The following is a 20,925-nucleotide window of genomic DNA, read 5'->3' on the forward strand; positions in this document are numbered from 1 at the left end:
GGGGAACGGCTCGACGCGGACGCCGCTGGGCGTCGCGGCGGGCGCCTGGGCGCCGAGCGTCCTGGAACCGGTGGGCGCGCGCGTCCCGGTGGCCCCGCAGCGCGGCCAGATCGTCCATCTCGCGCTGCCCGGCACCGACACCTCCGCCTGGCCCGTCGTGCTGCCCGAGGGCGCCCACTACCTCCTCGCCTTCGACGGCTCCCGCGTCGTCGTCGGCGCGACCCGCGAGACCGGCAGCGGCTACGACCCGCGCCTGACGGCGGGCGGCCTCGCCGACGTGCTCACGAGCGCCCTCGCGGTGGCGCCCGGGCTCGCCGGGGCCACCCTCCTGGAGACCCGCGTGGGACTGCGCCCCATGTCGCCGGACGGCCGCCCCCAGCTCGGGCCCGTCGGGCACCTGCCCGGCCTCGTCGTCCTGAACGGGCTCGGTCCCTCGGGGCTCACCATCGGCCCGTACGCGGGCACGGTGGCGGCCCGCCTCGCCCTCGGCGAGGACCCGGGCCTCGATATCGCCCCGTACGACCCGGAGCGCTGACCCCGCCGCCGCGCGGGGGTACCGCGGACACGGCGAACGGCCGCCCCGCACCCGAGGGTGCGAGACGGCCGTTCGTCATTCCGGCTGCCGGTCCTACTGGTTGTAGGGCCCGTAGTCGTAGTCCTCCAGCGGGACGGCCTGGCCGGACCCGGTGCCGAAGGGCGAGTAGTCGATGTCGTCGTAGCCGACGGCCGAGTACATCGCGGCCTTGGCCTCCTCGGTCGGCTCGACCCGGATGTTGCGGTAGCGGGACAGACCCGTACCGGCCGGGATGAGCTTACCGATGATGACGTTCTCCTTGAGGCCGATCAGGGAGTCCGACTTGGCGTTGATCGCCGCGTCGGTGAGGACCCTGGTCGTCTCCTGGAAGGACGCCGCCGACAGCCACGACTCGGTCGCGAGCGAGGCCTTGGTGATACCCATGAGCTGCGGACGGCCGGAGGCGGGGTGACCGCCCTCGGTGACGACGCGCCGGTTCTCGGACTCGAACTTCGAGCGCTCGACCAGCTCGCCGGGCAGCAGCTCGGCGTCACCCGACTCGATGATCGTCACGCGGCGGAGCATCTGCCGGATGATGATCTCGATGTGCTTGTCGTGGATCGACACACCCTGCGAGTTGTAGACCTTCTGGACCTCGCCCACGAGGTGCACCTGCACCGCGCGCTGGCCGAGGATGCGGAGCACGTCGTGCGGGTTGGTGGCACCCACGGTGAGCTTCTGGCCCACCTCGACGTGATCGCCCTCGCCGACCTCCAGACGGGCGCGCTTGGAGATCGGGTAAGCGGTCTCCTCGCTGCCGTCGTCCGGGGTGACGACGAGCTTCTTGGTCTTCTCGGTCTCCTCGATGCGGACCCGGCCCGCGGCCTCGGAGATCGGGGCGACACCCTTCGGGGTACGGGCCTCGAAGAGCTCGACCACACGCGGCAGACCCTGCGTGATGTCGTCACCGGCCACACCACCGGTGTGGAAGGTACGCATCGTGAGCTGGGTGCCGGGCTCACCGATGGACTGGGCGGCGATGATGCCGACCGCCTCACCGATGTCCACGAGCTTGCCGGTGGCGAGCGAACGCCCGTAGCACATCGCGCAGGTACCGACGGCGGACTCGCAGGTCAGGACCGAACGGGTCTTGACCTCCTCGATGCCGTGGCGGACCAGCTCGTCGATGAGCACGTCACCGAGGTCGGTACCGGCCGGGGCCAGCACGACGTCCCCGACGACGACGTCCTCGGCGAGGCAGCGCGCGTACACGCTGGTCTCGACGTCCTCCGTCTTGCGCAGGACGTTGTCCGCCCCGCGCTCGGCGATCTTGAGGCGCAGACCGCGGTCGGTGCCGCAGTCCTCCTCGCGGATGATGACGTCCTGCGAGACGTCCACCAGACGACGGGTGAGGTACCCGGAGTCGGCGGTACGCAGGGCGGTGTCGGCGAGACCCTTACGGGCACCGTGCGTGGAGATGAAGTACTCCAGCACGGACAGGCCCTCGCGGAAGGACGCCTTGATGGGACGCGGGATCGTCTCGTTCTTGGCGTTCGACACCAGACCACGCATACCGGCGATCTGACGGAGCTGCATCATGTTCCCTCGGGCGCCCGAGTTCACCATCATGGCGATCGGGTTCGTCTTCGGGAAGTTCTCGTTCATCGCCTCGGCGACCTCGTTGGTCGCCCGGGTCCAGATCCGGATCAGCTCACCGGTGCGCTCGTCCTTGGTGATCAGGCCGCGCTCGTACTGCTTCTGGACCTTCTCGTCCTCGGCCTCGTACTGGGCGACGATGCCCTTCTTCGCCTCGGGGACGACGACGTCCGAGATGGCGACGGTGACACCGGAACGGGTCGCCCAGAAGAAGCCGGACGCCTTGAGGTTGTCCAGCGTCGCCGCGACGATCACCTTGGGGTAGCGCTCGGCGAGGTCGTTGACGATCTCCGAGAGCTGCTTCTTGCCGACCGAGTAGTCGACGAAGGGGTAGTCCTCGGGGAGGAGCTCGTTGAAGAGCGCCCGGCCAAGCGTCGTACGCAGCCGGAAGGAGTCACCCGGCTGGTACTCGGCGGTGCCGAAGTCGTCCTCGCCCTCGGCCGGCTCCGGCGGGGTCCAGCCGCGGGGCGGCATGGTCCCGACCGGGAAGCGGATGTCCACCTTCGCCTGGAGCGAGAGCTCCCCGGCGTCGAAGGCCATGATCGCCTCGGCGGTCGAGCCGAAGGACCGGCCCTCGCCGATGACCTTGCGCTCCTCCTCGTCCGTGGTGAGGAAGAAGAGGCCGAGCACCATGTCCTGGGTCGGCATGGTGACGGGGCGGCCGTCGGCCGGCTTGAGGATGTTGTTCGAGGACAGCATCAGGATGCGGGCCTCGGCCTGCGCCTCCGCGGAGAGCGGCAGGTGCACGGCCATCTGGTCACCGTCGAAGTCCGCGTTGAAGGCGGTGCAGACGAGCGGGTGGATCTGGATGGCCTTGCCCTCGACGAGCTGCGGCTCGAAGGCCTGGATGCCGAGGCGGTGCAGGGTCGGGGCACGGTTGAGCAGCACCGGGTGCTCGGCGATGACCTCTTCGAGGACGTCGTACACGACGGTGCGGCCGCGCTCGACCATGCGCTTGGCCGACTTGATGTTCTGCGCGTGGTTCAGGTCCACCAGGCGCTTCATCACGAACGGCTTGAACAGCTCCAGCGCCATCGCCTTCGGCAGACCGCACTGGTGCAGCTTGAGCTGCGGGCCGACGACGATCACGGAACGCGCGGAGTAGTCCACGCGCTTGCCGAGGAGGTTCTGGCGGAAGCGGCCCTGCTTGCCCTTGAGCATGTCGGAGAGCGACTTGAGCGGACGGTTGCCGGGGCCCGTGACCGGGCGGCCGCGACGGCCGTTGTCGAAGAGCGCGTCGACGGCCTCCTGGAGCATCCGCTTCTCGTTGTTCACGATGATCTCGGGCGCGCCGAGGTCGAGAAGCCGCTTGAGGCGGTTGTTGCGGTTGATGACGCGGCGGTACAGGTCGTTGAGGTCGGAGGTCGCGAAGCGGCCACCGTCGAGCTGCACCATCGGACGCAGGTCCGGCGGGATGACCGGGACGCAGTCCAGGACCATGCCCTTGGGGCTGTTGGCGGTCTGGAGGAACGGCGAGACGACCTTGAGCCGCTTGAGGGCGCGGGTCTTCTTCTGGCCCTTGCCGGTGCGGATGATCTCGCGGAGGCGCTCGGCCTCCTCCTCCAGGTCGAAGGACTCCAGGCGCTTCTGGAGCGCGGCGGCGCCCATCGAGCCGTCGAAGTACGTGCCGAAGCGGTCACGCAGCTCGCGGTAGAGCAGCTCGTCGCCCTCCAGGTCCTGGACCTTGAGGTTCTTGAAGCGGCTCCACACCTCGTCGAGGCGGTCGATCTCGCGCTGGGCGCGGTCACGGAGCTGCTTCATCTCGCGCTCGGCACCCTCGCGCACCTTGCGGCGCGCGTCGGCCTTGGCGCCCTCGGCCTCCAGCTCGGCGAGGTCGTTCTCCAGCTTCTTGGCCCGGGCCTCCAGGTCCGAGTCGCGCCGGTTCTCGACCTGCTGGCGCTCGACCTGCACCTGCGCCTCCAGGGAGGGCAGGTCGCGGGTGCGGCGCTCCTCGTCCACGTACGTGATCATGTACGCGGCGAAGTAGATGACCTTCTCCAGGTCCTTCGGCGCCAGGTCGAGCAGGTACCCGAGGCGCGAGGGCACGCCCTTGAAGTACCAGATGTGCGTGACCGGAGCGGCGAGCTCGATGTGGCCCATGCGCTCGCGGCGCACCTTGGCGCGAGTGACCTCGACGCCGCAGCGCTCACAGATGATGCCCTTGAAGCGGACACGCTTGTACTTGCCGCAGTAGCACTCCCAGTCCCGGGTGGGGCCGAAGATCTTCTCGCAGAAGAGCCCGTCCTTTTCCGGCTTGAGGGTGCGGTAGTTGATGGTCTCCGGCTTCTTGACCTCGCCGTGCGACCAGGTCCGGATGTCGTCCGCGGTGGCAAGGCCGATCCGCAGCTCGTCGAAGAAGTTGACGTCGAGCACTATGCGTCAATCCCTCTCAGGGTTGTGTCAAAGGTGGTCTGTACGGGGTCCTGCGCCCCGGTCGTCCGGGGCTGGGGTCACCACCCGGCCCGCCGGCGCCGCCCCTTGTCGGGGTGCGTCCGGCGGGGCCGGGTGGGCCCGTCAGACCTCTTCGACGCTGCTCGGCTCGCGCCGGGACAGGTCGATACCGAGCTCTTCTGCGGCACGGAAGACGTCCTCGTCCGTGTCGCGCATCTCGATGGACATGCCGTCCGAGGACAGCACCTCCACGTTCAGGCAGAGCGACTGCATTTCCTTGATAAGCACCTTGAAGGACTCGGGAATGCCGGGCTCGGGGATGTTCTCGCCCTTGACGATGGCCTCGTAGACCTTCACGCGGCCGGTCACGTCGTCGGACTTGATCGTCAGGAGCTCCTGGAGGGCGTAGGCGGCGCCGTACGCTTCCAGCGCCCACACCTCCATCTCACCGAAGCGCTGGCCACCGAACTGCGCCTTACCACCCAGCGGCTGCTGCGTGATCATCGAGTACGGGCCGGTCGAGCGCGCGTGGAGCTTGTCGTCCACGAGGTGGTGGAGCTTGAGGATGTACATGTAGCCGACCGAGATCGGGTCCGGGAACGGCTCGCCGGAGCGGCCGTCGAAGAGCCGGGCCTTGCCGGTGGGCTGCACCATCCGGTCCCCGTCGCGGTTGGGGATGGTGTGTTCCAGGAGACCGGCCAGCTCGTCCTCGCGGGCACCGTCGAAGACCGGGGTCGCGACGTTGGTGCGGGGCTCGACCTGGTCGGCGCTGATCGCCTGGAGGCGCTGCGCCCAGTCCTCGGGGACCTGGGAGACGTCCCAGCCCTGGCTGGCGAGCCAGCCGAGGTGGATCTCCATGACCTGGCCCGGGTTCATGCGCGAGGGCACGCCGAGCGGGTTCAGGATGATGTCGACCGGGGTGCCGTCCTCCAGGAACGGCATGTCCTCGACCGGCAGGATCTTGGAGATGACGCCCTTGTTGCCGTGGCGCCCGGCGAGCTTGTCGCCGTCGGTGATCTTGCGCTTCTGGGCGACGTAGACGCGGACGAGCTGGTTCACGCCCGGGGGCAGCTCGTCGCCCTCCTCGCGGTCGAAGACGCGGACGCCGATGACCTTGCCGATCTCGCCGTGCGGGACCTTGAGCGAGGTGTCGCGGACCTCACGGGCCTTCTCGCCGAAGATCGCGCGCAGCAGGCGCTCCTCGGGGGTCAGCTCGGTCTCGCCCTTGGGCGTGACCTTGCCGACGAGGATGTCACCGGCGATGACCTCGGCACCGATGCGGATGATGCCGCGCTCGTCGAGGTCGGCGAGGACCTCCTCGGAGACGTTCGGGATGTCCCGGGTGATCTCCTCGGGGCCGAGCTTGGTGTCACGGGCGTCGACCTCGTGCTCCTCGATGTGGATCGAGGAGAGGACGTCGTCCTGCACGAGGCGCTGCGACAGGATGATCGCGTCCTCGTAGTTGTGACCCTCCCAGGGCATGAAGGCGACGAGAAGGTTCTTCCCGAGCGCCATCTCGCCGTTCTCGGTCGCGGGACCGTCCGCGAGGACCTGGCCGACGATGACCCGGTCGTTCTCGTTGACGATGACCTTCTGGTTGACCGAGGTGCCCTGGTTGGAGCGCGAGAACTTCGCGAGGCGGTACGTGGTGTACGTGCCGTCGTCGTTCGCGGTCGTGATGTAGTCCGCGGAGACCTCCTGGACCACACCGTCCTTGTCGGCCTTGAGCACGTCGCCGGCGTCGGTCGCGGAGCGGTACTCCATGCCGGTGCCGACGATCGGGGCCTCGGACTTAATCAGCGGCACGGCCTGGCGCATCATGTTCGCGCCCATGAGGGCGCGGTTGGCGTCGTCGTGCTCCAGGAAGGGGATCATCGCGGTCGCGACGGACACCATCTGGCGCGGCGAGACGTCCATGTAGTCGACGTCGTCGCCGGGGACGTAGTCGACCTCGCCGCCGCGGCGGCGCACCAGGACGCGGGCCTCCTCGAAGTGGAGGTCGTCCGTGAGCGGCGCGTTCGCCTGGGCGATGACGAAGCGGTCCTCCTCGTCGGCCGTCAGGTAGTCGACGTCGTCGGTGACGACACCCTCGATGACCTTGCGGTACGGGGTCTCCACGAAGCCGAAGGCGTTGACGCGGCCGTAGGAGGCGAGCGAGCCGATCAGGCCGATGTTCGGGCCTTCCGGGGTCTCGATCGGGCACATGCGTCCGTAGTGGGACGGGTGCACGTCGCGGACCTCGAAGCCGGCCCGCTCACGGGAGAGACCACCCGGGCCGAGCGCGGACAGACGACGCTTGTGCGTCAGCCCGGACAGCGGGTTGTTCTGGTCCATGAACTGGGACAGCTGGCTGGTGCCGAAGAACTCCTTGATGGAGGCGACGACCGGCCGGATGTTGATGAGGGTCTGCGGGGTGATCGCCTCGACGTCCTGGGTCGTCATGCGCTCGCGCACGACGCGCTCCATACGGGCGAGACCCGTGCGGACCTGGTTCTGGATCAGCTCGCCGACGTTGCGCAGGCGGCGGTTGCCGAAGTGGTCGATGTCGTCGGTCTCGACGACGATCGTCTTGCCCTCGTCGCCGACGCTCGCCTCGGTCTCGCCCGCGTGCAACTGCACGAGGTACTTGATCGTGGCGAGGATGTCGTCGGTGGTGAGGACGCCGGCGTCCAGCGGCGCCTCCGAACCCAGCTTCTTGTTGACCTTGTAGCGGCCGACCTTCGCGAGGTCGTAGCGCTTCGGGTTGAAGTAGAGGTTCTCCAGGAGGTTCTGGGCGGCCTCACGGGTGGGCGGCTCGCCCGGGCGCAGCTTGCGGTAGATGTCGAGGAGCGCGTCGTCCTGGCCCTGGGTGTGGTCCTTCTCCAGGGTGGCGCGCATCGACTCGTACTGGCCGAACTCCTCCAGGATCTGCTCGGTCGTCCAGCCGAGCGCCTTGAGCAGGACGGTCACCGACTGCTTGCGCTTGCGGTCGATGCGGACACCGACCATGTCGCGCTTGTCGATCTCCATCTCCAGCCAGGCACCCCGGGAGGGAATGATCTTGGCGGAGTAGATGTCCTTGTCGGACGTCTTGTCGATCGAGGAGTCGAAGTAGACGCCCGGCGAGCGGACCAGCTGCGAGACCACGACACGCTCGGTGCCGTTGATGACGAAGGTGCCCTTGTTGGTCATGAGCGGGAAGTCGCCCATGAAGACCGTCTGGGACTTGATCTCGCCGGTCTCGTTGTTGGTGAACTCGGCGGTGACGAAGAGCGGCGCCGCGTACGTGAAGTCGCGGTCCTTGCACTCGTCGATGGAGTTCTTCGGCGGCTCGAAGCGGTGGTCGCGGAACGTCAGCGACATCGACCCGGAGAAGTCCTCGATCGGGGAGATCTCCTCGAAGATCTCCTCCAGGCCGGACTTGGTGGGGACGGACATGCCGCCCGCGAGGGCCGCCTCGACGCGGGACTTCCAGGCGTCGTTGCCGAGCAGCCAGTCGAAGCTCTCGGTCTGGAGGGCGAGCAGGTTGGGAACCTCAAGAGGCTCCCGGATCTTTGCGAAAGAGATGCGCAGCGGGGCGGTGCTGGCGGCGTTGTTCGTTTGTGCGGTCGAGGCAGTGCGCGAGGCGGCCAAGAGGGGGTCCTTCCGAGGGCTCGGACTCACTACGCGCGTACCGGTCCCGGGCTGGACGCACCGAGGGAAAGCCCTGGTCAGGGCGTATGTCTTCGATCGGTGCTCGGCTCGGGGATGCCCCTGGTGACGGGCAGGAGGCAGCTAACAGGCAGCGCAAAGGGACAGTGTAGCCATATGGCCCACTGATGTCCAGTCCGGGTTTTCTCCCGGATGCGCGAGACCCTCGCTGATCACAACTCCTACGCGTTCCGTGCGCCTGCCGACGCACTCCGATACTGCCCTCTTCGCCACCGATCCATGCCTCGGATTCGAGGATCGTTGTGACGACGCGTCCTGAGAATTGCGCGCTGCGTGCCGTTCGTCAAGGCCCTGTGCCCCCGCCGGCCTCCGGCCGCCCGGCCGCCGCGAGGCCCCTGGAGGCCCGGCCCGGGGACGCCGGGCGCACAACGAAGATCACCCTACCCGCAGGGGGCGGAGGCCCGCAGCACCCGCCACGGCAACGCCGAAGGGCGACCACCCGGTTGGGTGATCGCCCTTCGAGCCCTCGGCGTTACACCTCAGGGTGAAAACGTCGTGGATCGGTTGCCGCGGCCGTCATCCGGCCGGGGCAGCCTTCGCTCGTACGTGCCCGTGCGGGCCCCTCACAGGGCCGCGCCGGACGCGTGCGAAAAGGTCCTCGCGGACCTCGGGTCACTTGACCTCGACGGAGGCGCCGGCGCCCTTGAGGGACTCGGCGGCCTTCTCGGCAGCGGCCTTGTCGACCTTCTCCAGGACGGGCTTCGGGGTGCCGTCCACGAGGTCCTTGGCCTCCTTGAGACCCAGCGAGGTCAGCTCACGCACGACCTTGATGACCTGGATCTTCTTGTCGCCGGCACCCGTGAGGATGACGTCGAACTCGTCCTGCTCCTCGGCGGCCTCGGCGGCCGGGGCGCTCGGGCCCACGGCGGCGGCGACCGGCGCGGCGGCGGTGACGTCGAACTTCTCCTCGAACGCCTTCACGAACTCGGAGAGCTCGATGAGCGTGAGCTCCTCGAACTGGGCGAGAAGTTCTTCCTGGCTGAGCTTCGCCATGATGGCGGGTCCTTCCACTCTTCGGCTGGTGCCGGATGTACATGTCGGCGGGCGTACGTACGGCCCGCGTCGACCGTCGCCCGCTCAGCGGGCTCGGGTCAGAAAACGAGCCGAATTACTCGGCACCGCCCTGCTCGGCCTTCTTGGCACGAAGCGCCTCCGCGGTGCGGACGAACTTCGAGGGAAGCGCCTGGAAGAGCGCGGCAGCCTGCGACTGCTTGCCCTTCATGGCGCCCGCCAGCTTGGCCAGCAGAACCTCGCGGGACTCAAGGTCCGCAAGCTTCTTGATCTCGTCGGCGGAGAGCGCCTTGCCGTCGAGAACACCGCCCTTGATGACAAGCGCGGGGTTGTCCTTGGCGAAGTCACGGAGACCCTTCGCCGCCTCGACCGGGTCACCGGTGACGAAAGCGACGGCCGTCGAGCCCTTGAGGTGCTCGTCCAGCTCCGAGAACCCGGCCTCCTTGGCCGCGATCTTGGTCAGCGTGTTCTTCACCACACGGTACTGAGCGTTCTCGCCGAGAGAACGACGCAGCTGCTTGAGCTGCGCGACGGACAGACCCGTGTACGCGGTAACGACGGCGGCGTTGGAGTTACGGAGCTTCTCCGTGATCTCCTCGACGGCATCGACCTTGTCAGCGGTCGCCATGTGCCTCGGCCTCCTTCCGGGGTGATGAGCTTCGACTGACCTCGCGATCAGCCGCACACGAGCCGTGGACCACCGGGAACGGAAGGGGGGTGAGGAACAACGAAACGCCCCGGCGCAGGGCGCTCGGGGCGTGGCTCGACCGGACTGGACGTCCGGGAGCTGCGGTCCTCATTCGCACCTGCGCGGGCCGCTCGCGTATCTGCGAGTCCTTCGGCCTCCACGCCTTGCGGCACGGGGGCGACCAGCGGTCTTCGGCTACGGGAGTGAGAGTACGGGAGCGGGCCCGCCCGGAGCAAATCGCCCCCGGCGGGCCCACACGCCGGCGAGCCCGGACGGGCCCGCGCCACGGCGTCACATGTCGCCGAGGGCGTCCTCCAGCTCCTTCATGTCGGCGTCGCTCGGGCCGCCGTCCTTCGTGAGGTCACCGATGCCCTGGAGCATCTTCATGAGGTCCATCGTCTGCCCCGCGGGCGGCGGGGTCACCTTGAGGACGCCCGTGAAGTCCGAGTACAAGGTCTTCGTGGTGAGCGCCCCGTCCTTGGTGACCGCCTTGCTGTCCGCGCGGACGAGCAGGTCGTCGGCGCCGATCCACAGGTCCGTGTCCTGCGACTTCACGCCGGACTTCTCGTAGCTGTCCCGCAACTGCTTCCGCGTCTCGGCGTCCAGGCCCTTGAGCGCGCCCTCCGTGTCCAGCAGCGCGTCACCGGCCACCGTGCCGCGGAAGTGCTTCGCCTCGACACCGCCGATCTTCTCGGTGCCGACGTACTTCACGCCCTCGGCGGCACGGAGCATGTCGATCTGCATCGCGGGCCCCTGGTTGAAGGAGCCCATGAGCTGGTCGAACTGCTTCATGGCGTCCCCGGCACCGCCGGCCTTGGCCGCGGCGGCGAGGTCGATCTTCATCCAGCGCTTGCCGTCCAGCTCGGCGGCACCCTCCGCGCCCATGTCCATGTACATGACGCCGCCGTCCCACTTCATGGGGAGCTCGGCGGGCATCCCGGCCTCGGCCTGGCCGGTCTTCACGACCATGTCCATGGACAGCGGGTCCCAGCCGAGCTTGCCCTTCGTGGCGGCCGCGCCGCCCACTCCGGCGGTCCCCGCCGGGGCCTTCGTCGTCATGTCGACGGTGACGGACTTGAAGGCGCTCACCTTCTCCGAGGCGGCCTTCAACGCCGTCTGCGGGTCCACGTCCTTGGCCGGGGCGGACGAGGACTTCTCCGCGGCCGGCTTCGCGTCGCTCTTCTCGTCGTCGCCCCCGTCGCAGGCCGTCGCGGCCCCGCCGAGCAGCACCACCGCGATCGCGGCACCCACGACGCGCCCCGTACGCCCCCGGCTCCAAGCTGTCCCGCTCATGTCCCCACCCCAAGCTTTCCCTGTGCGTCCCCGATTTTTCCCGCACATTACCCGAGGGGTAGGACAGCCCCGAAGCCCGTTTCAGTTCCGCCCGCCCGGTACCTCCGGCACCGGCACCCCGGCGCCGAACCCGCTCCAGTACGTCGTCACCCGCACCACCCCCGCCTTCCCGCGCCCCGATTCGACCCGCTTCACGAGCCGTCCCCGCGCGTCCAGCCACACGTCCACGCTCTGCGCGGCGACGCCCGCCTCCCGCACCCGCGCCGACTCCGCGGCCCGTACGCGTCCCGCCCAGTGCGTCGTGACGACGCCCCGCACCCGCGCCCGGCCCGCCCGGTGCGCGTCGGCCGCCCGCAGGAGCAGCCGCAGCGAGGCGGCCGGTTCGAGGTCCGTCCCGGCCCGCTGGCGGACCCACCGCTTCCCGTCCACGGGCGCCGCGAGCCGTACCCACGCCTCGCCGTCGCGCAGCACCAGGTCGCCGCCCACCCCCACCCGCAGCCGCCCGTGGAGCTTCCCGGACCAGTCCAGCGCACCCCGGCTGCGGGTCCGCTCCCCCTCGATCTCGGTGAGCGACTCCGTACGGGCCGAGCCGGCCGCCTCCGTCGCGCGCACCGCCGCGCGCAGCACCCGGGCCGCCTCCCCGCGCGCCCCGCCGCCGGGCTCCGCGGCGCCCCGGGAGGTCCCGCATCCCGCGAGCAGCAGGCAGCCCGCGAGCGCCGCCGTCGCACTCCGTCCCCAGCCGCGCACGTCCGCCCCCTCGCCTCGACCGCCCCAGCCAAGCACGCGCGACGGCGCGGGAACAGAGCGCGCGAAGGCCCCGCACCCGAAAGGGGTGCGGGGCCTTCGAGGCTGCGCGTCCGCGACGCGGTCACCGGCTGGAGCCAGGGGCTCAGACGGAGGCCGGGTCCTCCTCGGTGAGGAGGTTGCGGGTGCGGTTGGGGTCGACGGGGACGCCGGGGCCCATCGTGGTGCTCACGACGGCCTTCTTGATGTAGCGGCCCTTCGCGGCGGACGGCTTGAGACGAAGGATCTCGTCCAGCGCGGCGCCGTAGTTCTCGACGAGCTGCTCGTCCGAGAAGGACGACTTGCCGACGATGAAGTGGAGGTTCGAGTGCTTGTCGACGCGGAACTCGATCTTGCCGCCCTTGATCTCCTTGACGGCCTTGGCCGCGTCGGGGGTCACGGTGCCGGTCTTCGGGTTCGGCATGAGGCTGCGCGGGCCGAGCACGCGGCCGAGGCGGCCGACCTTGCCCATGAGGTCCGGCGTCGCGACGACGGCGTCGAAGTCCAGACGCCCCTTCGCGACCTCGTCGATGAGCTCGTCGGCGCCGACGATGTCGGCGCCCGCGGCACGCGCGGCCTCGGCACGGTCACCGGTCGCGAAGACCAGGACCCGGGCGGTCTTGCCGGTGCCGTGCGGGAGGTTCACGGTGCCACGGACCATCTGGTCGGCCTTGCGCGGGTCGACACCCAGGCGGAAGGCGATCTCGACGGTCGAGTCGAACTTGGTGGTGGCGGTTTCCTTGGCCAGCCGGATCGCCTCCAGGGGCGCGTACAGGCGCTCCCGGTCGATCTTGGCGTCGGCAGCCCGGAGGGACTTGCTGCGCTTCACTACTGCTCCTGGTGTTCTGTTGCGGAGTTGTGGTCCGGACGGCGCTCGTCCTGCCACAAGAGGTCTGCGGGCCCGGCGGGCCCTGCCGCGGGCTCAGCCCTCGACGGTCACGCCCATCGAACGCGCGGTACCGGCGATGATCTTCGCGGCGGCGTCGATGTCGTTGGCGTTGAGGTCTTCCATCTTGGTCTGGGCGATCTCGCGGACCTGGGCGTCCGTGATCTTGGCGACCTTGGTCTTGTGCGGCTCGCCCGAGCCCTTCTCGACACCGGCGGCGCGGAGGATCATCTTCGCGGCGGGCGGGGTCTTCGTGATGAAGGTGAAGGAGCGGTCCTCGTAGACCGTGATCTCGACCGGGATGACCCAGCCGCGCTGCGACTCGGTCGCGGCGTTGTAGGCCTTGCAGAACTCCATGATGTTGACGCCGTGCTGACCCAGCGCGGGGCCGACCGGCGGGGCCGGGTTGGCGGCACCGGCCTGGATCTGGAGCTTGATAAGCCCCGTGACCTTCTTCTTCTTGGGAGGCATTGCTCTCTCCGGGTCCTGGTGAGAAGTGTTCAGCCCTCATCCGCGGCGACCGGTTTTCCACGGTTCCACCGGATGGAGGCATACCGCACAACGGTAACGGGTATCGCTGTACGCTCAAAAACCGGCAGGTCACAGGTGGTGCCGGGTCGCCCCGTACCCCCTGTGACCTGCCGGAAGCCTGTGCGGCACGGCGCCCGCGCGGGCGCCGCCCGGGGTCAGTTCTTCTGGATCTGGTCGAAGCTCAGCTCGACCGGGGTCTCGCGACCGAAGATCTCCACGAGGCCCTTGACCTTCTTGGAGTCGGCGTTGATCTCGTTGATCGTCGCCTGGAGGGTCGCGAAGGGGCCGTCGGTGACGGTGACCGAGTCGCCGACCTCGAAGTCGAGGACCTGGACCTCGACCTTGCGCTGCGGCGCCGGCTTGCCCTCGGCCTCGGCCGCCTCGCGGGCCGCCTTCTCCTCCGCCTCCGGGGCGAGCATCTTGACGATCTCGTCCAGCGTCAGCGGGTACGGGTCGTAGGCGTTGCCGACGAAGCCGGTGACGCCGGGGGTGTTGCGGACGACGCCCCAGGACTCGTTGGTGAGGTCCATGCGGACGAGGACGTAGCCGGGGAGCTTGTTCTGCCGGATCGTCTTGCGGTCGCCGTTCTTGATCTGGACGACCTCTTCCTGCGGCACCTCGGCCTGGAAGATGAACTCCTCGACGTTGAGCGAGACGGCGCGCTGCTCCAGGTTCGTCTTCACGCGGTTCTCGTAACCGGCGTACGTGTGGATGACGTACCACTCGCCGGGCAGCGTGCGCAGTTCCTCGCGGAGGGCGGCGACGGGGTCGACCACCTCTTCCCCGGCCGCTTCCTCGGCGGCCTCTTCCCCGGCCGCTTCCTCCCCGGCGGTCTCCGCCTCGGCGGTCCCGTCCTCGCCGGTCTCCGCGTCCGCGGCCTCGTCGGCCGCGTCCCGCGCCGTGCCCTCGGCGTCCTGCTCGGCCTGCTCCGCCTCGGCGGCTTCCGCGCCGCCCGCGGTGGACTCGGTCTCGGCCTCGGCTTCCGCAGCCGCGGCCTGCTCCGGCTCCACGGCGCCCTCGGCCCCGGCGCCGAGAACGTCCTCGGCGGAGGCCGGGCCCTCGTGCGCGGGCTGGTCGGCGCCGTTCAGGTTCGGGTCAGACACGTCGCTGCTTCTTCCTGATACATAGGGGTGGAACACGCGAAAGGGGCGCCGAGTACGGCGCCCTCCGCATTGTGCACGTCGGCTCAGCCAAAAACGTACTTGGCGGCCTGCGAGAATCCGTAGTCGACCACGGTGACGAGGCCAATCATGATCACCACGAAGACGATGACGACGGTCGTGTACGTCGAGAGCTGTCCGCGCGTGGGCCAGACGACCTTGCGGAGCTCGGCGATGACCTGCCGGTAGAAGAGCGCGAGCCGGCCCAGGGGGCCCTTCTTGCCGCGCTTGCCGCCCTTCTTCTTGGGGCGGGGGGCCTCGTCCTGGGCATCAGGCGTATCGATGGAGCCCACGGCGTCCGTCACGTGTCCTCACCTGAATTCCCGGTCGGGTGCCGTACCGCACCCGGGGGAGCCGCACGGCGGTGCAATGACTGTACGTACACATGCGCACACATACCCGAAGGTGTGTGAAGCAGGGCCGGAGGGACTTGAACCCCCAACCGCTGGTTTTGGAGACCAGTGCTCTACCAATTGAGCTACGACCCTTTGCCCGCCCCAACGTACCGCATCCGTCCGCAGACACTAAGTGCCTGCGCGGACCCGGTCCGCCATGGGCCAACGAGGAGAGAGCATACGTGTTCCGGGCTCTCAGGTCGAACGCGTTGTTCCGCGAGCCCGGCCCCGTCTCGATCCGCAAACCCCGGTGCCCGGGATGTTCCCGGTCTGGAACGATGGGGACATGAGCGCTGCAACCCCTCCCACCGAGCGCCGGGTATCCGCGCGCATCGCCGCCATCTCCGAGTCCGCGACCCTCGCCGTCGACGCCAAGGCCAAGGCCCTCAAGGCCGCCGGGCGTCCGGTCATCGGCTTCGGCGCGGGTGAACCCGACTTCCCCACGCCCGCGTACATCGTCGAGGCCGCCGTCGAGGCGTGCCGCGAGCCGCGCAACCACCGCTACACGCCGGCGGGCGGGCTGCCCGAGCTGAAGGCCGCGATCGCCGCGAAGACCCTGCGCGACTCCGGCTACGAGATCGACGCCTCGCAGGTGCTCGTGACCAACGGCGGCAAGCAGGCCATCTACGAGGCGTTCGCCGCGATCCTCGACCCGGGCGACGAGGTCATCGTCCCGGCCCCCTACTGGACCACGTACCCCGAGTCGATCCGGCTCGCGGGCGGCGTGCCCGTCGAGGTCGCCACCGACGAGACGACCGGCTACCGCGTCACGCTGGAGCAGCTGGAGGCGGCCCGCACCGAGCGCACCAAGGTGCTCCTCTTCGTCTCCCCCTCGAACCCGACGGGCGCCGTCTACCCGGAGGCCGAGGCCGAGGCGATCGGGCGCTGGGCCGTCGAGCACGGCCTGTGGGTGCTCACGGACGAGATCTACGAGCACCTCGTCTACGGGGACGCGACGTTCACCTCGCTGCCGGCGATCGTGCCCGAGCTGCGCGACCGCTGCGTCGTGGTGAACGGCGTGGCCAAGACGTACGCGATGACGGGCTGGCGCGTGGGCTGGGTCGTGGGCCCCAAGGACGTCATCAAGGCCGCGACGAACCTCCAGTCGCACGCGACCTCGAACGTCGGCAACGTCTCGCAGGCCGCCGCGCTCGCCGCCGTCTCCGGCAGCCTCGACGCGGTCGCCGAGATGCGCGAGGCGTTCGACCGCCGCCGCCGCACCATCGTGCGGATGCTCAACGAGATCGACGGCCTCGTCTGCCCCGAGCCCGAGGGCGCCTTCTACGTGTACCCCTCGGTCAAGGACCTGCTCGGCAAGGAGATCCGGGGCCGCCGCCCCGCCGACACGGTCGAGCTGGCCGCGCTCATCCTCGACGAGGTCGAGGTCGCCGTGGTGCCCGGCGAGGCGTTCGGCACCCCGGGCTACCTGCGGTTCTCCTACGCGCTCGGGGACGAGGACCTCATCGAGGGCGTCGGCCGCCTCCAGAAGCTCCTCGCCGAGGCGAAGGACTGACGCGCCGCCCTCGCCAGGCCCCGGCGGGCCCCCTCCCTTCACGGGGCGGGGGCCCGCCGCCGTATCCGGGCAGGCGTTCGGGCAAGTGCTCGATGGGGTAACCGGCTACCGGGTGGCCGCCCGCGTGCGGCAGGATCTACGAATGGAGCGTATGCACGTGAACCCCCGCGCCGGGGTGGTCAGGGACGGGACCAGGGACCTCACCGAACTGCCGAAGGCGCATCTGCACCTGCACTTCACCGGGTCGATGCGTTCCTCGACGCTGCTCGAACTGGCCGACAAGTACGGGGTCCGCCTCCCCGACGCCCTCACCTCGGGCGAGCCGCCGCGGCTGCGCGCCACCGACGAGCGCGGCTGGTTCCGCTTCCAGCGCCTGTACGACGCCGCCCGGGCCTGCCTGCGCGCGCCCGAGGACATCCAGCGGCTGGTTCGCGAGGCGGCCGAGGAGGACGTGCGGGACGGTTCGGGCTGGCTGGAGCTCCAGGTCGACCCGACCTCGTACGCGCCCGCGCTCGGCGGGCTGATCCCGGCCCTGGAGATCATTCTCGACGCGGTCGCCGCCGCCTCGCGCGACACCGGGCTCGGGATGCGCGTCCTGGTCGCGGCGAACCGGATGAAGCACCCGCTCGACGCGCGGACCCTGGCCCGGCTCGCGGTGCGCTTCGCCGACCGGGGCGTGGTCGGCTTCGGGCTCTCGAACGACGAGCGGCGCGGGCTGGCCCGCGACTTCGACCGCGCCTTCGCCATCGCCCGCGAGGGCGGCCTGCTCGCGGCGCCGCACGGGGGCGAGCTGGCGGGCCCCGCCTCCGTACGGGACTGCCTGGACGACCTGCACGCGGCGCGCGTCGGGCACGGGGTGCGCGCGGCCGAGGACCCCGCGCTGCTGCGGCGCCTCGCCGACGCGGGCGTGACGTGCGAGGTGTGCCCGGCGTCGAACGTGGCGCTCGGTGTCTACACGAAGCAGGCGGACGTGCCGCTGCGCGCGCTCTTCGACGCCGGGGTCCCGATGGCGCTCGGTGCCGACGACCCGCTCCTGTTCGGCTCGCGGCTCGCGGCGCAGTACGAGATCGCCCGCGCGGACCACGGCTTCACCGACGCCGAACTGGCGGAGCTGGCCCGGCAGTCGGTGCGTGCCTCGGCCGCCCCGGCGGACGTGCGCGAGAAGCTGCTGGCCCGGGTGGACGACTGGCTGGCCGTCTAGGCCCTGTGCGGACACGTCCTAGAACTGCCCGAACTGCTCCTGCCCGCGCGTGATGAGCGTGAGGTTCATCCCGGTCTCCGTGGTGACCGTCTCGTCCGTCCCGTTCGCGACGAGTTCGCCGTCGAGGACGAAGGACGGGGTGCCCCGGATGCCGTCCCGCTCCATCGCGGCCTCGGAAGCGGCGACGAAATCCGCGTACCGCATGGTGCGGACCGCCTTGTCGAACGCGGGGCCGCGCAGGCCCTCGACCTTCGAGGCGAGCGCGAGGAGCCGCGCGGTCGTGAAGCCGTCCACGCTCTCCTCGGGCTGGTGGGCGTAGAGGACTTCGTGGTACGCGGCGAAGTGCCCTTCCTCCAGGGCGGCGCGGAGCGCGTTGACCGCGCGCTTCGAGCCCCCGCCGCCGAGGCCGTCGTCGAGGAAGGAGGCGAGCGTGTAGTCGGTGCTCACGTAGCCCCTCTCGGTGCTGTCGCGCAGCACCCGGGCTCCGGGCGAGCCCTCGAACACCTTGCAGACGGGGCAGCGCGGGTCCTCGTAGAGATGCATGGTGCCCGTGGCCCCCTTCCGCCCGACGTGGATAGTGGTGCCGTCCGCGTCGAGCCTCTCGGGCACGGGTCCGCCGACGGGCCGCCGCAGCTCGGACTCGTCCTTCCCGGCCTGGGCGGCGTTCCCGCAGGCGGCGGCGCCATTCATCACCAGCAAGGCACAGCAAACGGACAGCACAGCACGCCACGGACGCAGCCGCATCAGGTTCCCCCCAAGGAACGCCTAGGAGCCCGGCCCCCCGGCCGCGCCCGGTGAGCTTAGAGGATCACCCCCGCGCGTCCGCGGCGAGACCCCCGAGCAGCGTCGCCACGATCGCCTCCGCGAACTCCTCGTCGCTCTCCGGAGGCCGCCCGGTCTCGGTGGCCTCGTGCGCGAAGGCGCGCTGGGCACAGGCGCCGAGGAGCAGCGCGGCCGCGGCGCGCGGGTCGGCGGCGGCGTCGATCCGGCCGGCGTCCCGCTCGGCGCGCAGGTACTCCTCCAGGTGCCGCAGCGGGAGGTGCGGGCCCGCGCCGAGTTCGCGCAGGACCTCGAAGTGGCGGGCGCGCAGGGCCGGTTCGGCGTAGAGGGAACCGGCGATGGGGAAGGTCTCGGCGTAGAAGGCGACCGCGCGGCGGCAGTAGGCGGCGAGGACCGCGCGGACGGCTTCGGGGCCGCCGGCCGCGGGCGGGTCGAGGCGGGGCAGGCGGGTGCGCAGGACCTCGACGAAGAGGTTCTCCTTGCTGCCGAAGTACTTGTAGAGCACCGCCTCGGAGCAGCGGGCGGCGCGCGCGATCTCCTTCGTCGTGGCGCCGACGAGCCCGGCTTCCCGCATCAGCCGGAACGCCGCGTCGAGCATCCGGGTGCGGGCGGGTGCCGTCGCGGGCTCGCCGGAGGGCTGTCGGTCCTGGCGCTCACTCATGCTTTCCCCTCCCCGGTCCGGGCCCGGCTCCTTGACGCGGGGCCCGTGGTGTCCCCATTGTGGGGGTGAGTGAGCACTCACCCACCCGAGCGAGGGGGAAGATCGTGAGACTGACGGTGTTCGGAGCGACCGGCGGTGTGGGCGGCGAGGCGGTGCGCCGGGCGCTCGCGGCGGGGCACGAGGTGACGCCGGTGGTCCGCGACCCGGCGCGACTGGACGCGCGCGGCGCGGGGCTGGAGGTCGTACGGTCCGGGCTGGAGGCGTCCGGGGAACTGGCCGGGGCGGTGGCCGGGCGGGACGCGGTGCTCTCGGGGCTCGGCGCCTCGAACAAGGCGCAGGCGCGTACGGGGCTCGCGGAGCGGCTGACGCGGACGGTCCTGGCGGCGATGGAGGCGGCCGGGACGCGGCGGCTGGTCGTGGTGAGCGCGGCTCCGCTCGCCCCGCCCTCGCGGGACACGGCTTTCCTGGACCGCGCGGTGCTCGGCATGATCGACACGCTGCTCAAGCCGGTCTACGAGGACCTGCGCGCGATGGAGCGGCTGCTGCGCGAGAGCGGCACCGACTGGACCCCGGTCCGCCCGCCCCGCCTGACGGACGGGCCGCTCACCGGCGCGTACCGCACCGCCGTGGACGCCAACCCACCGAAGAGCCGCACGATCAGCCGCGCGAACGTCGCCCACGCGATGCTCGCGGCGGCGGCGGACCCGTCTCTCGCGGGCCACGCGCTGGGCGTCGCGGACTGACCTGCCGCGGCGGCCGGGGGAAGGCCGCGCGGTGGGTGCGCAGGCTCCCACCGCGCGGTGCCGCCTACAGCCCCACGCCCACCATGACCGGCTCGTTGACGAGTTCGACGCCGAAGGCGTCCCGGACGCCCGCCACGACCTCGCGGGCCAGCGCGAGCAGGTCCTCGGTGCTGGCCGCGCCCCGGTTGGTCAGGGCGAGCGTGTGCTTCGTGGAGATGCGGGCGGCGCCGTTCCCGTAGCCCTTGGTGAAGCCGGCCTTGTCGATGAGCCAGGCGGCCGAGGTCTTCGTGAGCCCTTCGCCCGCCGGGAAGGCGGGGGGCGCGACGTCCGCGCCGAGGCGGGCGCGGGCCTTGGCGAGGAAGGCGGCGAACTCGGCCTCGGTGAGCAGCGGGTTGGTGAAGAAGGAGCCCGCCGACCACGTGTCGTGGTCCTCGGGGTCGAGCACCATGCCCTTGCCCGCGCGCAGCCGGAGGACCGTGTCGCGGGCGGTCGCGAGCGGGACGCGCTCGCCGGTCCCGACGCCGAGCACGCGGGCCGTCTCCGCGTAACGCACCGGGGCGGAGAGCCCGCCGGCGTCCTCCAGGGCGAACCGCACGCGCAGCACGATCCACCGCTCGGGCTCCGCCTTGAACCGGCTCCAGCGGTAGGCGAACCCGCACTCGGCGGCCGGGACGGTCACCGTCGTGCCGCACGCGCGGTCGTAGGCGAGGACCTCGGTGACGCGCTGCGCGACCTCCTGGCCGTAGGCGCCGACGTTCTGGATCGGGGTGGCCCCCGCTGATCCCGGGATGCCCGCGAGGCACTCGATCCCGGCGAGCCCGGCGGCGACGGAGGCGGCGACGGTCTCGCCCCAGTCCTCCCCGGCGGCGACTTCGAGCCGGGTCCCTTCGAGGGTGCGGCCGCTCGTCGCGACGCGCAGCGCCGTACCGTCGAAGCCCTTGTCCCCGATGACGAGGTTGCTGCCGCCGCCGATCACGAGCAGTGGTTCGCCGGCCGCGTCGGCGGCGCGGACGGTCTCGACGAGTTCGG

General features: G+C 70.6%; 17 protein-coding genes and 1 tRNA gene. 4 read left to right on the top strand and 14 right to left on the bottom strand.

Annotation, left to right across the window (positions count from 1 at the left end; all coding sequences use genetic code 11):
* Nucleotides 1–535: NAD(P)/FAD-dependent oxidoreductase (locus tag SSBG_RS10535; protein WP_106429322.1), on the top strand; the 535-nt coding region annotated here is incomplete at its 5' end.
* 93 nt (nt 536–628) lie between these two features.
* Here the strand turns inward: SSBG_RS10535 and SSBG_RS10540 are convergent.
* The 11 genes from SSBG_RS10540 to SSBG_RS10590 form a co-directional block, all read right to left on the bottom strand.
* Nucleotides 629–4,543: a DNA-directed RNA polymerase subunit beta' gene (locus tag SSBG_RS10540; protein WP_008746145.1), complete on the bottom strand. Its 3,915-nt coding sequence runs from the start codon at nt 4,541–4,543 to the stop codon at nt 629–631.
* 141 nt (nt 4,544–4,684) lie between these two features.
* Nucleotides 4,685–8,173 (bottom strand): DNA-directed RNA polymerase subunit beta, encoded by a 3,489-nt coding sequence (gene rpoB / locus SSBG_RS10545; RefSeq protein WP_037869431.1) that lies wholly within the window; start codon nt 8,171–8,173, stop codon nt 4,685–4,687.
* A gap of 690 nt (nt 8,174–8,863) precedes the next feature.
* On the bottom strand, nt 8,864–9,244 hold the full coding sequence (gene rplL, locus SSBG_RS10550; RefSeq protein WP_037869433.1) for a 50S ribosomal protein L7/L12: 381 nt from the start codon (nt 9,242–9,244) through the stop codon (nt 8,864–8,866).
* Nucleotides 9,245–9,359: 115 nt separating this feature from the next.
* Nucleotides 9,360–9,890, bottom strand: coding sequence for a 50S ribosomal protein L10 (gene rplJ / locus SSBG_RS10555; protein WP_008746149.1), 531 nt, complete (start codon nt 9,888–9,890; stop codon nt 9,360–9,362).
* Nucleotides 9,891–10,241: 351 nt separating this feature from the next.
* Complete coding sequence (locus tag SSBG_RS10560; protein ID WP_106429323.1) at nt 10,242–11,243, bottom strand: hypothetical protein; 1,002 nt, start codon at nt 11,241–11,243, stop codon at nt 10,242–10,244.
* A gap of 81 nt (nt 11,244–11,324) precedes the next feature.
* Nucleotides 11,325–11,990: a hypothetical protein gene (locus SSBG_RS10565; RefSeq protein WP_037869434.1), complete on the bottom strand. Its 666-nt coding sequence runs from the start codon at nt 11,988–11,990 to the stop codon at nt 11,325–11,327.
* Between the two features lie 142 nt (nt 11,991–12,132).
* A complete protein-coding gene (gene rplA / locus SSBG_RS10570; protein WP_008746152.1) occupies nt 12,133–12,855 on the bottom strand; it encodes a 50S ribosomal protein L1 in 723 nt (240 codons plus the stop codon).
* A gap of 93 nt (nt 12,856–12,948) precedes the next feature.
* Nucleotides 12,949–13,383 carry a 50S ribosomal protein L11 gene (rplK, locus tag SSBG_RS10575; RefSeq protein ID WP_007823169.1) on the bottom strand — a complete coding sequence of 145 codons (435 nt, stop codon included), beginning with the start codon at nt 13,381–13,383 and terminating at the stop codon, nt 12,949–12,951.
* A gap of 215 nt (nt 13,384–13,598) precedes the next feature.
* Nucleotides 13,599–14,546, bottom strand: a complete 948-nt coding sequence (gene nusG / locus SSBG_RS10580) for a transcription termination/antitermination protein NusG (RefSeq protein ID WP_037869435.1) — start codon at nt 14,544–14,546, stop codon at nt 13,599–13,601.
* A gap of 83 nt (nt 14,547–14,629) precedes the next feature.
* Nucleotides 14,630–14,908 (bottom strand): preprotein translocase subunit SecE, encoded by a 279-nt coding sequence (secE, locus tag SSBG_RS10585; protein ID WP_008746154.1) that lies wholly within the window; start codon nt 14,906–14,908, stop codon nt 14,630–14,632.
* Nucleotides 14,909–15,018: 110 nt separating this feature from the next.
* Nucleotides 15,019–15,091 (bottom strand) — tRNA-Trp (locus SSBG_RS10590).
* 193 nt (nt 15,092–15,284) lie between these two features.
* On the opposite strand from SSBG_RS10590, the gene SSBG_RS10595 reads away from it, so the two are divergent.
* Both SSBG_RS10595 and SSBG_RS10600 read left to right on the top strand, forming a co-directional pair.
* Nucleotides 15,285–16,511, top strand: a complete 1,227-nt coding sequence (locus SSBG_RS10595) for a pyridoxal phosphate-dependent aminotransferase (protein ID WP_008746155.1) — start codon at nt 15,285–15,287, stop codon at nt 16,509–16,511.
* A 142-nt stretch (nt 16,512–16,653) separates the two neighbouring features.
* Nucleotides 16,654–17,712, top strand: a complete 1,059-nt coding sequence (locus SSBG_RS10600) for an adenosine deaminase (RefSeq protein WP_037869438.1) — start codon at nt 16,654–16,656, stop codon at nt 17,710–17,712.
* An 18-nt stretch (nt 17,713–17,730) separates the two neighbouring features.
* Here the strand turns inward: SSBG_RS10600 and SSBG_RS10605 are convergent, their stop codons facing one another.
* Nucleotides 17,731–18,402 (bottom strand): DsbA family protein, encoded by a 672-nt coding sequence (locus tag SSBG_RS10605; RefSeq protein WP_037869439.1) that lies wholly within the window; start codon nt 18,400–18,402, stop codon nt 17,731–17,733.
* Between the two features lie 118 nt (nt 18,403–18,520).
* Nucleotides 18,521–19,153: a TetR/AcrR family transcriptional regulator gene (locus tag SSBG_RS10610; RefSeq protein ID WP_008746158.1), complete on the bottom strand. Its 633-nt coding sequence runs from the start codon at nt 19,151–19,153 to the stop codon at nt 18,521–18,523.
* Nucleotides 19,154–19,257: 104 nt separating this feature from the next.
* On the opposite strand from SSBG_RS10610, the gene SSBG_RS10615 reads away from it, so the two are divergent.
* Nucleotides 19,258–19,896, top strand: coding sequence for an NAD(P)-dependent oxidoreductase (locus SSBG_RS10615; RefSeq protein ID WP_008746159.1), 639 nt, complete (start codon nt 19,258–19,260; stop codon nt 19,894–19,896).
* Nucleotides 19,897–19,960: 64 nt separating this feature from the next.
* Here SSBG_RS10615 and SSBG_RS10620 read toward each other — a convergent pair.
* On the bottom strand, nt 19,961–20,925 hold a 965-nt coding region (locus SSBG_RS10620; protein ID WP_106429324.1), incomplete at its 5' end, for a UDP-N-acetylmuramate dehydrogenase.

Source organism: Streptomyces sp. SPB074 (genome assembly GCF_000154905.1).
Classification (GTDB): domain Bacteria; phylum Actinomycetota; class Actinomycetes; order Streptomycetales; family Streptomycetaceae; genus Streptomyces.

Bases quoted from the DNA above. Each gene is read 5' to 3' on its own strand.
- rplL (WP_037869433.1), bottom strand. From the start codon at position 9,244: ATGGCGAAGCTCAGCCAGGAAGAACTTCTCGCCCAGTTCGAGGAGCTC.
- rplJ (WP_008746149.1), bottom strand. From the start codon at position 9,890: ATGGCGACCGCTGACAAGGTCGATGCCGTCGAGGAGATCACGGAGAAG.
- SSBG_RS10560 (WP_106429323.1), bottom strand. From the start codon at position 11,243: ATGAGCGGGACAGCTTGGAGCCGGGGGCGTACGGGGCGCGTCGTGGGT.
- rplK (WP_007823169.1), bottom strand. From the start codon at position 13,383: ATGCCTCCCAAGAAGAAGAAGGTCACGGGGCTTATCAAGCTCCAGATC.
- SSBG_RS10595 (WP_008746155.1), top strand. From the start codon at position 15,285: ATGAGCGCTGCAACCCCTCCCACCGAGCGCCGGGTATCCGCGCGCATC.
- SSBG_RS10600 (WP_037869438.1), top strand. From the start codon at position 16,654: ATGGAGCGTATGCACGTGAACCCCCGCGCCGGGGTGGTCAGGGACGGG.
- SSBG_RS10605 (WP_037869439.1), bottom strand. From the start codon at position 18,402: ATGAATGGCGCCGCCGCCTGCGGGAACGCCGCCCAGGCCGGGAAGGAC.
- SSBG_RS10610 (WP_008746158.1), bottom strand. From the start codon at position 19,153: ATGAGTGAGCGCCAGGACCGACAGCCCTCCGGCGAGCCCGCGACGGCA.